At 73.6% G+C, this 12,914-nt stretch carries 10 protein-coding genes; 4 read left to right on the top strand and 6 right to left on the bottom strand.

Going from position 1 to position 12,914, the window contains the following annotated elements:
* Nucleotides 1–131 precede the first annotated feature (131 nt).
* A complete protein-coding gene (locus tag WMF46_RS15235) occupies nucleotides 132–4,679 on the bottom strand; it encodes a DEAD/DEAH box helicase (RefSeq protein ID WP_437986274.1) in 4,548 nt (1,515 codons plus the stop codon).
* Between the two features lie 62 nt (nucleotides 4,680–4,741).
* Nucleotides 4,742–5,767, bottom strand: a complete 1,026-nt coding sequence (locus WMF46_RS15230) for a toll/interleukin-1 receptor domain-containing protein (protein WP_437986273.1) — start codon at nucleotides 5,765–5,767, stop codon at nucleotides 4,742–4,744.
* A gap of 480 nt (nucleotides 5,768–6,247) precedes the next feature.
* Here WMF46_RS15230 and WMF46_RS15225 point away from each other — a divergent pair, with 480 nt between their 5' ends.
* Nucleotides 6,248–7,381, top strand: coding sequence for a hypothetical protein (locus WMF46_RS15225; RefSeq protein ID WP_437986272.1), 1,134 nt, complete (start codon nucleotides 6,248–6,250; stop codon nucleotides 7,379–7,381).
* A gap of 234 nt (nucleotides 7,382–7,615) precedes the next feature.
* Here WMF46_RS15225 and WMF46_RS15220 read toward each other — a convergent pair whose 3' ends face one another.
* Nucleotides 7,616–7,978: a DUF1330 domain-containing protein gene (locus tag WMF46_RS15220; RefSeq protein ID WP_437986271.1), complete on the bottom strand. Its 363-nt coding sequence runs from the start codon at nucleotides 7,976–7,978 to the stop codon at nucleotides 7,616–7,618.
* Entirely contained in the window at nucleotides 7,979–8,152 is a 174-nt protein-coding gene (locus tag WMF46_RS15215; RefSeq protein WP_437986270.1) for a hypothetical protein, read from the bottom strand.
* Nucleotides 8,153–8,188: 36 nt separating this feature from the next.
* Here WMF46_RS15215 and WMF46_RS15210 point away from each other — a divergent pair, with 36 nt between their 5' ends.
* Entirely contained in the window at nucleotides 8,189–9,103 is a 915-nt protein-coding gene (locus tag WMF46_RS15210; RefSeq protein WP_437986269.1) for a LysR family transcriptional regulator, read from the top strand.
* Between the two features lie 190 nt (nucleotides 9,104–9,293).
* On the opposite strand, the gene WMF46_RS15205 is transcribed toward WMF46_RS15210, so the two are convergent.
* Nucleotides 9,294–9,791, bottom strand: coding sequence for a hypothetical protein (locus WMF46_RS15205; RefSeq protein WP_437986268.1), 498 nt, complete (start codon nucleotides 9,789–9,791; stop codon nucleotides 9,294–9,296).
* Between the two features lie 164 nt (nucleotides 9,792–9,955).
* Between WMF46_RS15205 and WMF46_RS15200 the strand changes: the two genes are divergently transcribed.
* Entirely contained in the window at nucleotides 9,956–10,810 is an 855-nt protein-coding gene (locus WMF46_RS15200; RefSeq protein ID WP_437986267.1) for a helix-turn-helix transcriptional regulator, read from the top strand.
* 50 nt (nucleotides 10,811–10,860) lie between these two features.
* Here the strand turns inward: WMF46_RS15200 and WMF46_RS15195 are convergent, their stop codons facing one another.
* Nucleotides 10,861–11,592 carry a 2TM domain-containing protein gene (locus WMF46_RS15195; RefSeq protein WP_437986266.1) on the bottom strand — a complete coding sequence of 244 codons (732 nt, stop codon included), beginning with the start codon at nucleotides 11,590–11,592 and terminating at the stop codon, nucleotides 10,861–10,863.
* A gap of 75 nt (nucleotides 11,593–11,667) precedes the next feature.
* Between WMF46_RS15195 and WMF46_RS15190 the strand changes: the two genes are divergently transcribed.
* The gene (locus tag WMF46_RS15190; RefSeq protein ID WP_437986265.1) at nucleotides 11,668–12,873 is read left to right on the top strand and encodes a serine/threonine-protein kinase; all 1,206 of its coding nucleotides are present in this window, start codon (nucleotides 11,668–11,670) and stop codon (nucleotides 12,871–12,873) included.
* The last annotated feature ends 41 nt before the right edge of the window (nucleotides 12,874–12,914 follow it).

Raw genomic sequence — 12,914 nt, 5'->3', positions numbered from 1 at the left:
CAACGCAAAGGCGCAAAGGCGCAAAGGCGCAAACGAAAGAACAATTATCGTGCATTTTTGCGCCTTGGCGTCTTGGCGCCTTTGCGTTGAATTCTCTCCTCTGGCGAGGCGAGAAGGCTGGGTCGTCGCCCTCACATCGCTGCTCCCGCGGCAGCGGACATCGCCTGTCCCGGCCCGCCAGGCGCGGCCGCGGCCACGGGCAGGAGCGGCACGCCGTCGCGGTAGATGACCACGTTCCCGAGCGCGGCCGGCACCCGCGGCCCCGGCGTGACGATGCCGACCAGGTTCAGCGGGTCGCACGCCGAGAGCTGCACGATCTCGCCGGACAGGGGCTCTCGCCGGACGGCGCGGAGCGCGTCGAGCGCCTCGGGCAGCGCGAAATGCTCGCCCACGAAGCCGGCGACGAGGTGCCCTCCCCGGAGCTGACCCGCCATCTCGAGCCGCCGGTAGACCCGGAGGAGGTCGCGCCACGCGGGCGGCCGCGGCTCGCGCACGAGCAGCTCGCGACAGACCACGCCGTAGCGGCGGAGGTACTGGTGCGCGAGCGCCTCGACAGCGTCGGGGCCCTCGGCGCTCTCGCCAGCAGCGGGCGCGAACGCGTCCGGGCGCGCTCGCAGGAGCGACCACCTGCCCGACGCGACGGGGCCGCCCCGGCGCGTCCCGCCGCGCAGGCGGCCCGCGCCCAGCGCGACGGCCGCGCCGCCGCCGCCGAGCAGCGAGCGCAGCGCCGCGAAGCCGTCGCCGGTCACGAGCCCCGCGGCGACGAGCTCCCAGAGCGCCTCCTCGACCTCGTCCCGGGAGCGGCTCGCGCCGCCCAAGCCGCCCGCGCCGCCCACACCGACGGCGAGGTCGTCGAAGAACGACGCGCCCGCGCGCGTCAGGAACGACAGCACGCCCTGCGCCGCCTCGGAGAGCGACGCCGGCGGCGGCGCGCCCTCGGCCTCCCGCGGCGCGAGGAGCCACGGGAGATCGCGGCGCAGCGCCAGCGTGATCGGCGCCGCGCGCGTGGGCGCCGCCGCGTCGCGCGGGACCACGCGGCCCCACGCCACCTCGCCGGACAGGCAGAGCGCGTCGAGCAGCCCCTCGTCGTAGCCGGCCACGCGCGCGGGCAGCACCGCCTGCTCCCACGCGCCGGCGGCGAGCTCGAAGCCCTGCAGCTGCTCGATGACCCGCCCGAGGCCCCCCGGCCCGCGCGCCTGCGTGCCCGGCCGCACGCCCTGCCACGCAAGGAGGAACCGGAGGAGCTCCGCCGCGGTCGCGGGCTCGATCGCCTTGCGCAGGCCGGTGACGGTGCGGCGGTGGATGCGGGCGAGGAGATGGCGGTCGCACCACTCGATCGACGGATCGCTGCCGTCCGCGGCGGCCTGCGCCGACCGCGACGGCGCGCCCGGCAGGAAGCGCCCGCGCAGCGCGCCGCCGGCGAGCTCGATCCGCGTGAGCGCGGACAGCGCCTCGTACGCGGGCACGTCGAGCCGCGACGCGAGATCCTCGGTCGAGATCGGCCCCGCGGCGCTCAGGAAGCCGCGGACGAGCGCCGTGATGGCGGCGCCGCGATCGACCGCCCCGGCGGCCCCGCGCACGGCGGGCGGCACCGCGACGTCGGGCGCAAACACCGCCTCCGGCCAGATCACCTCGACAAGCGGCCGCCGCTCGGTCGCCACCCAGCGCGGCGCGCGCGGCACGCCCGCGCCCGGAGCGGCGCCCACCTCGGCCGCGCGCCCCGCGGCGCAGAGCGCCTCGAAGTGCCTCGCGAGGCCGCTCCGGATCCCCTCCTCCGCGGGGAGCGCGACCCGGTCGAGCAGGAGCTCGTGCAGCTCGTCCGCGTCGCGCACGTCCGGCCGCGCCTCGGAGACCACCTCGGCGACGACCTGCGGGTCGAGCCCGCCCAGCCGCTCGGCGACCTCCGCCGGGAGCCCGCGCCGCACCCGGACCGCCCTCGCGCGGCGCTCCTCGAGCGGGGCGTCGTCGAGGAACGCGTAGGGGTTCGCGTTCAGGATCTCGTGCGAGAAGACGCTCGGCTCCGGCGTGTCGAGCGCGACGACGCGGATCGCCCCGCTGCGCAGGCCGACGAGCAGCGCGCGCAGCCCCTCGACATCCATCAGCTCGGTCAGGCAGTCGCGCAGCGCCTCGCGGACGAGCGGGTGATCCGGCGGATCGACGTGCGCGAAGAGCCCGTGGTTGTCCTGGCAGCCCTGCTGCTCGGGGAAGATCGAGAGCAGGAGGTCGTCGGCGCGCATGCGCTGGAGCGCCGGCGGCACCCGCCGGCCCCCGCGGAACCGGAGCAGCGCGAGCGCGCGGGACGCGGCCCAGCGGAAGCGCGTGCGGAACATCGGGCCCTGGAGAGCGGCCTGGACGAGCACCTCCTCGAGGCCCTCGGGGCGGACCAGATCGAGCACCTCGTCGATCGGGATCCCGTGCTCCGCCGACAGCGAGAGCAGCACGCCGTCGTCGGTCGCCGCCGCCTGGAGCTCGAAGTCGAACGAGCGGCAGAAGCGCTTGCGCAGCGCGAGCCCGAGCGCGCGGTTCACCCGGCCGCCGAGCGGCGTGTGGACGACGATCTGCTGCCCCCCGGCCTCGTCGAAGAAGCGCTCGACCACGACGGTCGCGCCGCCAGGGACCGCGCCGAGCGCCGCGCGCCCCGCCTCGATGTAGTCGCGCACGAGCAGCGCGCCGCGCGCGTCGAGCGCGCACGCCTCCATGAGCCAGCGCGCCGCCCGGGACCACGCCGCCCGCGCCTCCTCGCCGCCCTGGCCCCGCTCGGCCGCCGGCCGCGTCCCCTCGGCCCGCTCCTCGTCGAGGCGCGCGGCGACCTCGGCGCGGAGCGCCGCGACCTCGGCCGAGAGCTCCGGGGTGCGCGCCGGCGCCTCTCCTAGCCAGAACGGCACCGTCGGCGCGGCGCCGTGGGCGTCCTCGACCCACATCTGGCCGCCCTCCAGCCGGAGCACCCGCCAGGAGGTGTTGCCCAGCAGGAAGACGTCGCCCCCGGACGACTCGATCGCGAAATCCTCGTCGAGCGTGCCGACCTTGGTGCCGTCGGGCTGGAGCACCACGTCGACGGCCGCGATGTCGGGGATCGCCCCGCCCGAGGTGAGCGCCGCGAGCCGCGCGCCGCGCCGCCCGCGCAGCCGGCCGCCGATCGCGTCTCGGTAGACGAGCGACCCCGCCCGCTGCCGCGCGCCACGGGCCGCGGACGCGCCGTCGTCCGCCGCGGCGGCGCCGCCCGAGACCATGGCCACCACCGCGTCGAAGTCGCGGCGCGAGAGGCCTTCGTAAGGCGCGGCCCGGCGGACGAGCGCGTAGAGCCCCTCCTCGTCCCGCTCCTCGCACGCGCACGCGGCGATGATCTGCTGCGCGAGCACGTCGAGCGGCCCCTCGCGCGACGCCATCCGATCGAGCTCGCCGCGGCGCGCGGCGCGCACGATCGCCGCGCACTCGACGAGCTGGTCGCGCGTCAGCGGGAAGAGCCGCCCGCGCGGCGTCGCGGCGAGGGCGTGGCCCGAGCGGCCGATGCGCTGGAGGGCGACGTTGATCGACCGCGGCGAGCCGACGAGGCAGGCGAGGTCGACCGCGCCGACGTCGATGCCGAGCTCGAGCGACGCGGTCGCGACGACGACCCGGAGCTCCCCGGCCTTGAGGCGCCGCTCCGCCGAGAGGCGCCGGGCCCGCGAGAGGCTGCCGTGGTGGGCCGCCACGACGTCCTCGCCGAGCCGCGCGCCGAGCGCGTGCGCGACCCGCTCGACGAGGCGGCGCGTGTTGACGAACACGAGCGTCGACCGCGCTCCCTCCGTGAGCGCCGCGATGCGGTCGTAGATCTCGGTCCACTGCTCGTGCGTACAGACCGCGCCGAGCTCGTCGCGGGGCACCTCGATGGCGAGATCGAGATCCCGCCGCTGCCCGACGTCGACGATCTGGGGCAGCTCGCGCGCGCCGGCGACGAGCCGGGCGGCGATCTCGATGGGGCGGACCGTGGCGCTGAGGCCCACGCGCTGCGGCCGGGCGCCGCCCTGGCCGACCACGAGGTCCTCGAGCCGCTCGAGCGAGAGCGCGAGGTGGGCGCCGCGCTTGTCGCCGGCGATCGCGTGGACCTCGTCGAGGATCACCGTGCGCACCCCGGAGAGCGCGCGCCGCCCCGACGCGCTGGTCAGCAGGATGAACGCGGACTCCGGCGTCGTGACGAGCACGTGCGGCGGCCGGGCCGCCATGGCGCGCCGCTCCTGCGCGGGGCTGTCGCCGGTCCGCACGAGGGCACGGATGCCCGGCGCGGGCAGGCCCGCCGCCTCCATGGCCGCGGAGATCTCGGCGATCGGCTGCTCGAGGTTGCGGTGGACGTCGTGGGAGAGCGCCTTCAGCGGCGAGATGTAAAGGACATCCGTGCGGTCCTCGAGCGCGCCACGCGCCGCGTCGCGGACGAGCCGGTCGAGGCAGAAGAGGAAGGCCGCGAGCGTCTTGCCGGCGCCGGTCGGCGCGCTGATCAGGGCGTCGCGGCCGGCCGCGATGACCGGCCAGGCGCGCTCCTGGGCGGGGGCGGGGGCGCCGAAGCGGTCACGAAACCACCGGTCGACGACGGGGTGAAACATCCCATCGAGGGTAGCCCGCCGGGGGGAGAGGCGAAAGCGAGAGGGGCGGCGGTTGGCGTGGGAGAGCGGCGCGAAGCGCGGGGCGAAGGTCGCCCCCGCCATGGCGCCGTCTTCCGCGGGGAGGGCGTGCAGGATCTACACCCTTCGACGCGCCCGGTGGAACGTCACCGTCCAACAGCTCGATAGGTCCCGTTCTCGTCCCTGGTCCACCAGCGCCCTCCCTCGTCCAGGCAGACCGTGGCAGAGCGCGCTTCGAGCGTCTGCGCATCGTACAGCCGCAGGCACCCATCCTTCGAGCGCGTTTCATGCTGATAGCCCACCCCGACCAGCACACGTCGGTCTCCCGCCGTCGTGTACAGCAGCCAGTTATCTTTCCCCGCGGAGTTCGCCGCGTCCAGCCGCGCATCGACGGGCAGATCGATGAAGCCCTGCACTCCGGCGCTCTTCAGGAGGTTGAGCTGGGCTTGCAGCCACGGGAGGCCACGAAGATCGCTGCACTGTCGATAGCCAACCATGGGCTGCTTCTGACCGCAGTCCGCTGGAGCCCAGAGGAGATGGCTCAGCCTCATGGTGTCACGTGGCTCGGACGCCTTCACGGTGTCACGTAGCTCGGGCTCCGAACGGAGACACAGGAAGGTCGCTCCAGCAGCGGCGAGAGCCATCGCCAGCGCCGTAGCACGGAGCATGCGGCTCGCCGGCGATTCCCTGCGGGGGCGGCCTGGGGTGCTCTCACCGGCGACGCCGAGCCGCGATGAAGTGCGCACGACCATGGACCGGAGCTCGCGCGCGACCTGCTCCCAGGCCTCGTCGTGGTCCGGATGACGCGTGATGGCTCGCCCGTCCGGAGGAAGGTGGTTCAGCGCCGCGAACGGAGCGCCGCGCCAGTCGACAGGGCGCACCAGGATGGGGACCACGCGCGCCGCGCCCAGGCGATGGCGCACCATCGCCTGGGCCGCCTGCTCGTTGCACTCGTCGGATGCCACGAAATCCGGGGTGACCAGCAGCAGGACGACATCGGCGGCCTCCATCTGCCTGCGGATCGCCGCTCGCGCATCCTCGCCTGGATGGACCATGCGGTGATGCCAGAGCGCGATCAGATGCTCGCGGCAAAGCGACGCCAGATGGCGCTCCAGGAGCTGGCAATGCGATGAATCCGCAGCGGCATGGCTGATGAAGATCCTCGACGACACGCTGTTCCCTCCGCCTGGCGCTCACCTCGCGCTGCCTGCCGGAAGCCTCCGCCCCGATCTCGCCGGCGAGGTACCGGGAACGCCCTGGTGCAGGCCCATGCGGCGGCCATGGTGCCCCGGTTGCCGGCAGCGGTCACCAGGATCGGTCGGAACCGGCCTCGCGCGCTTCTGCGCGGGGGCGCCGAAGTGGTCACGGGACCACCGATCGACGACGGGGTGAACCATCCCGTCGAGGGTAGCCGGCCGGGGGTGACGCGGACGCGAGAGGGGTGGACCGTCGGACGGCGCGGGGCGAAGGCCCGCGGCGACCTGGGCGAGCTCCTGAAGAAAAGATCGACCGACCGCTGTCGGGTTCTTCTCTCGCCTTTCGGATGAAGGAGTGAAGCGCGCGGAGGGCGGGGTGAGACGCACCCCGAGACCGCACATGCTGCCGGAGCGAGGCTCACAGAGGCCTCTCTCCAACCCGAGAGGAGAGCCCCGATGTCTACCCCCACGACCGCCGAAGTGAAGCTCCCCAACATCCAGCCCCAGCGCACCGAGGCCGTGTACCTCGCGGCCGACGAGTCGCTGATGCAGCTCGTCGTCGACTACTACTACCGGCGTTATGACGAGTACTTCGAGCAGGAGGGCACGCTCCCGGAGCTCGGCGCGAGCTACCTGTACTCCATCCCGACGTCGCCAAGGCTCAACCTGGCGCCGCTGCCGCCCCAGGTCCAGGCGGGCAGGTCCAATACGCTCTGCACGGTGGACACGATCCACCTCGCCCTCACCTTCCCGGACCGAAAGCTGGAGTTCATCGCCAGGGCCGACATCCTGGCGACGTGCGCAGCGGCCGGGCCGCGGCTGATCATGAAGGTGGACAAGGCCGTGGCCACCACACAGGGCCAGGTGGATCCCGTCGCGACCCAGGTGCTCGACAGGGTGGTGGTGCCGGCCCTGGTCAAGTGGCTTGAGCGCCTCCTGATCCCCGAGCTGACACAGGGGCTCGGCGACATCCGAGCGACCCTGATCAGCGCGCAGGTCGAGTACGACCAGATCAACGGGTCTGCGCGGGTGTTCGGCGGGAATCAGGCCACGGCGCCTGGCATGGCGATCCCCCGCACGGACCTCCCGCCGATCGAGGGGGCCGGGCGCGTGCGCCTCGTCGTCCGCGAGGACGCCATCAACGTGGCCTTCGAGGAGCTGGTCAAGGATCCCTCCTGGAAGGAGAAGGAGAAGGCCAGCTACTCGGTGTTCTCGGGCGAGGCCGAGGTGAAGGCGACCGTCTATTCACCGAACCTCGAGATCTCCGAGGACAAGGCCACGTGCACGATGCGCGTCAAGGCATACGCCAAGGTCTCGGGAAAGGTGGCCGGCATCGGCGAGTCCATCAAGCTGGAAGGAGAGTGCGTGCTGAAGCCCGTCGTGCGGCTCGTGCGCCTGGACGGCGACGCGAAGGCGGCCATCCACCTCGACGTGAAGCGCTCGGACATCGACATCAAGCTCGAGGGGAGCTGGGGCCCGCTCGACTTCGCCGCAAGTCGCTCAACAAGACCATCGACGCCCTGCTGGACGCGGTGCTGGACCAGGTGGCGCGCTTCGCCTCGAACATCCAGCTCGTCGCGTTCGACATGAACAAGCTCGCGAGGTCGGCCGGCCTGGACGTGGCGATCGGCCTCGATGAGCTGAGCTTCAAGAAAGAGATGCTCTGCGGGCAATTCACGCTTCGCGAGCGCCCGTGATCCGATCGAGGAGACGCTGTGGGCGGAGCACGGTCCAGTCCGTGTCGCTCTCCAGGACGAGCGTCTCCATGATCCGCATGTCCGCAGGGTGGTGACGGAAGACGCGCCTTCGAGAGCGTGGAGTGCTTCAGCCGAGCGGGTGTGTCGGCTGGAGCACGGCTTCGCTGAGCGCGGAGAGGCGCACAGGGTCGGCGCGGTGGTACTCCGGATCGGCGATCATGTCCGTGAACGCCCTTCGCGAGGGATACCGGACGAGGGCGACGCAGTCCCAGGACTGGCCGGACTCGGCGCAGAGCGCCGTCTTGCCGTCGCCCGCGTAGAGGATCTCGCCGCCGTGGCGGGCGAGGACGGGGCGCGCGAGCGCGATGTACTCGAAGTAGCGCTCGCGGCCGCCGTCGGGGCGGAAGCGGAGGAGGTTCAGCATGACGACGGGCTTGCCGTCGTCCTCGCGGAGAAAGCGCTCGAGGTCGGAGGGGGTGATCGTGATCATCTACTTCAGCCTTTCCTTAGGGATGTCCGTGAACATGACGATGCTCTCGATGCGGTGGCTCGCGTCGTACGCGACGTCGTCGTGGCCGCTGAAGCCGGCGTTCCCCTTGGCGTCGGCCGCCGGACGGGGCGCCGGGGCGCATCCGATCGCGAGCGCGGCGAGGAGGCCCGCCATTGCGGCGCGCCGTGAACGCGCGCATCGTCGCGCGGCATGGCCGCGATCGGCTTCGAGGTGTCCGTCCCGCAGCTGCGGTGCTTCCTCGCCGTCGTGGACGCGGGCTCGGTCGCCGAGGCCGGGCGCAGGCTCGGGATGTCCGCCGCGAGCGTCTCGAAGGCGATCACGCGGCTCGAGGACGGCGCCAGCGTGAGGCTCCTCCATCGCTCGACGCATGCGATCTCCCTCACCGACGCCGGCGAGGCGCTGATCGAGCCCGCGCGCGAGGCCGTGCGCGCGGCGGAGGCCTTCGCCGAGACGGCCGCGAACGCGTCCGATCGCGGCGACGGCGGGAACGTGCGGCTCACGGCGGCGACCGGCATGGTCCGGCACGTCCTCGCGCCGCTCGTGGGCGAGCTCGCGCGCGTGCATCCGGACATCCGGGTCGACATCCGCGTCACGAACCGGGTGCTCGACCTCGCCGAGGGCGGGATCGATCTTGCGATCCGCTCCGGCCCGTTCGACGGTCTGCCCGGGCACATCGCCCAGACCTGGTTCGCCGCGCCGTGGGTGCTCTGCGCGACGCCGGGCTACCTCGCTGGCCGCGCGCGCCCCGCGACCCTGCGCGATCTCGACGGGCACGACCTCGTCGCCTTCCGGAACGGCAGCGGGCGCGTCTTGCCCTGGCCGCACCGGGACGGCAGCTACGAGCCGAAGGCGCGCTTCACCTTCGACGACGGTGACGCGGGCTTCAGCGCGATGCTCGCCGGCGCCGGCATCGCCTGCGCGCCGCTCTACCTCGCCGCGGCCTCCCTCCGGAGCGGCGCCGCGGTCGAGGTGCTCGCGCCGCTCCGCGCCGAGCCCGTCCCGATCTCGCTGCTCCGCCGCGAGCGGCGCCTGACCCCCGGCCGGCTGACGAAGCTGATCGCGTTCCTGAACACGCGCGCTCCGGACCTCTCCGACTTGCTCTGAGCCCACGCCCGGACTCTGGCAGGCCGCGGCGGCGCGCTGTAGACGCGGGCGGGGAAGGGCAGTCTTGCCCTCGCGGAAACGTCAGCCCCAGTCTTCGCAAAGGCATTGAACCCCCTACCCACCGCAAAGGCGTTTGGCCCCCCCTACCCCTGCCGTGCCGAATCTCCCCGAGCTCTGACGCGCGGCTGCGTCACACGCGCCGCTGGCTGCCGTTCTGCCAGGCGATGAGCGCGAACCAGACCATCATCAAGATCGACGCCGGCGCCAGCACCGTCGGGGGCAAGAAGGGCGAGACGAAGCTGTAGGCGAAGAGCCAGGCGCCGGCGGGGACGCCGACGAGCTTCACCGGCAGCGAGGCGGCGCGCGACGCCGTCACGATCCAGATGCCGGCGAAGATGTGGGCGCCGAGCCGCACCGGATCGGAGACGGCGTGGGGCACGTGGTTGAGTGCCATCACGCCGGTGGTCACGTCGAGGAACAGCCAGCCGTAGCCGGCCATCCGCGCCCACTCCGGCGCCCGCAGGCTCGGGACCAGCGCGAAGACCGCGAGGTGGAAGGCGAGCCCCGGGTACTCGGGCCACAGCGCGCCGGGGGCGACGGCGAAGCTGACCATGACGGGGGCGAAGCACAAGAACGCGGCGCTGGCGGCGACGCGCGGCGAGCATGGGGCGGCGGACGATTCCTGCATTGCGTGGGCTCCTCGCTATCGAGCGCGAGCATGCGGTCCGACCGCGGCGTCGTCTTGGGCTTCCTTGCGCCAACTCTGGCGCGCGCGACCGCCAGCGTCGTTCTCGAGCGTTCGTGCGCAAACTTCGGAGAGCGCGACCGCTGGCGCCGGTTTACGCTCGGTGGATGCCGAGAGACGCCGCGCCCGTGCGCACCGAGCTGCGCGCCTACGCCGACGTGCCCGGTGTGCGCTCGCTGCTCGTCGACGCCGACGAGCGGCTGTGGTGCGCGGTGAAGGAGACGTACGCGGTGGCGCTGATCCATCGCGGGCGCGCGGAGTTCTGGTCGCGCCGCGGCGGCGTGGCCAGCGCGCGGGGCGACCTGCACCTCGACGCGCCGACGAGCGTGCACAAAGATCTGCGGCGCGACGGGCCGGCGCGCTTCCAGATCGTGACCTTCGACGTGGCGCTGGTGCGCGAGCAGGCCGAGCGCCGCGGCCTGCGGCCGAGCCTTTCGCTGCGGGTGCCGCTGCTCGAGCGGCGCCATCCCGATCGCCGGCCGTTGCTCGCCCTCCACCGTGCGTACCGCGGGCGGCCCGATCCGCTCACGCGGCAGGTCGTCGTGGCCGAGGCGCTCGACGCGCTGGTGCGCCAGCTCGACGGCGCCGATGCGCGGCCACACGCCGGCGTGGCGCGCGGCCGCCTCGGGCGCGCCGCCGAGCTCATCCACGCGCGCCTCGGCGAGGCCCTCTCGCTCGACGAGCTGGCGGCGGCGGCCGGGCTCGATCGCTACCAGCTGTGCCGTGCGTTTCGCGCCGAGCACGGGATCCCGCCGTACACCTACGTGCTGCGCATGCGCGTGGCGCGCGCGTACGCGTGGCTGGCGGCGGGCAGGCCGGTGAGCGAGGTGGCGACCGCGCTCGGCTTCTGTGATCAGAGCCAGCTGCACGGCCATTTCCGGCGCGCCTTCGGGATCACGCCCGGCGCCTTCGCCCGCGCCGCCCGCCGTGGCTACGCGCCGCTCGCGGTGGTCGAACGATAGGCCACGCGCCGCTCCCGAAAAGTTACCGCCACACGTGCGGCGCCGCGCCGTCAGCGCCCGCCGCGGCCTCGCCGGGCCGCCCGATCCGCCTCTTCCTCGCCGAGCTCCTCCGATTCGGCCTCGTCCGCGTCGAGCGGCGCGATCCGCGACCTCTTCGACGCGCCCTCGACCGGCGCCGGCGGCGGAGCGCTCCCACGGATCTCCTGCGCGATCCGCGAGAGCACCGTCGCGACCCCCTCCTCGAGGGCGTGCCCGAAATCCTCCGCGCTCTGCTCGAGGCGCTGCTTGCGCTCGAGGCGCTCGGCCTCGCGCTGCTCCTTCAGCCGCCGGTGCTGCTCTGCCCGCGACTGCGCGGCGCTGCGCTCGAGCTCCCGGCGGATCTGCCGCGGGGACACGTCGCTGGAGAGCGCGCCGAGCGCGTGAAAGGCGAGCCCCAGGCCGCACCCGAGCAGCGGCCAGAAGAACCACCACGGCCCGTCCGTGAGCGCGTTCACCGCGAAGAGGAACGCGTTCACGAGGAGGAACGAGAACAGGTGCGAGCGGAACCCCTTGCGCCGGCGCGCGAGGATGGCCTCGCGCGCCGCCTCCTCGCCCCGGACATGCTCGATGTCGCGCGATGCGGCCTCGATCGCGCCCCGGGAGATGCCGATCTCCTCGGCCGCCGCGACCAGCTCGTCATGGCTCACGTCGCGCGTCTGCGCGTCCCGCAGGGCGCGCTCCAGGATGGCCCGCACCTCGGCCTCGGTGTACTGCCGCCCGCTCTGCTTGCCCGGTTTCACCATCGCTCTCCTCGCGACCGCGCGGAGCATACGCTTGACCGCGTGCGGCCGCGCCGCTTCCATGAGCGGAAGGACCCCATGAGCAGCGAAACCGCCTCACAACGCGTGGGGACCACGATCCGCAACAAGTGGACGCTGGAGCGGCTGCTCGGCGCCGGCGGCATGGCCGCCGTCTACGTCGGCGTCCACCGGATCGGCCGCCGGGACGCGCTCAAGATCCTGCACCCGCAGGCCGCGAAATCGAAGGAGATCTGCGACCGGTTCGAGCGCGAGGCCCAGGCCGCGAACCGCTTCCGCCACCCGGGCGCCGTCGAGATCCGCGACATCGACGTCGCCGAGGACGGGGCGCCTTTCCTGGTGATGGAGCTCCTCGAGGGCGAGTCGCTCGCCGAGCGCGAGCGCCGCCTCGGCGGCCTCCAGCTGGCCGAGGTGCTCCGCTTCACAGCGCAGGTGCTCGACACGCTCGCCGCGGCGCACGCGCAGGGGATCATCCACCGCGACATCAAGCCGCCCAACCTGTACGTCGTCGGCGACGGCGCAGCGGACACGCCCGCGCACGGCGGCGTCCCGCGGATCAAGGTCCTCGATTTCGGGCTCGCGCGGATCCGCCAGGACTCCAGCCTCCAGGGGGAGCTCACGCGGATGGGCCTGGTGCTCGGCACGACGCCCTACATGCCGCCGGAGCAGGCGAAGGGCCGCGACATCGACACCCGCGCCGACCTCTTCGCGGTCGGCGCCACCATGTTCCGGCTGATCGCCGGCCGCCATGTCCACGAGGCGAGCACCGACTTCGACCTCCTGCTGAAGATGGGCAGGGAGCCGGCGCCGCCGCTCGCCCAGCGCGCGCCGCACGCGCCGCGCGACGTGTGCCTCGTCGTCGATCGCGCGCTCGCCTTCGACCGCGATCAGCGCTACCCCGACGCGCGCCAGATGCTGGAGGACGTGCGCGCCCTCCTGCGCAGCGAGCCGCCGCCGCGCGCGTCGCGCTTCGCGCACGCGCTCGCTCCGGACGCGATCACGCTGCGAGAGCAGCCGTCGCCCCGAGGCGCCGCGGACGAGAGCGGGCCCGCCACGATCCCGGTGATGCCCGCGAGCGTCTCGACCGCTGTCGAGGGCATCACGGGCATTACCGTCGACTGGAGCGACGAGCCTCCCGTGAGCGGCGGCTCCATCACCAGAGAGTGGGTGCGCCCCGAGGCCGCGAAGGAGGACTCGATCGCCGTCGACTGGAGCGACGAGCCGCTGGACGGGGGCGCGCCCGCCTCGCGCCCGGCGCGGCGCTGACCGGGGGCGGCCCGTCCGGCGGGGCGAAGGTGCCGCCGACG

The sequence above is a fragment of the Sorangium sp. So ce117 genome (assembly GCF_051524395.1).
Taxonomy (GTDB): Bacteria; Myxococcota_A; Polyangia; order Polyangiales; family Polyangiaceae; genus Sorangium; species Sorangium cellulosum_B.
This window is presented reverse-complemented; position numbering and strand designations above follow the sequence as displayed.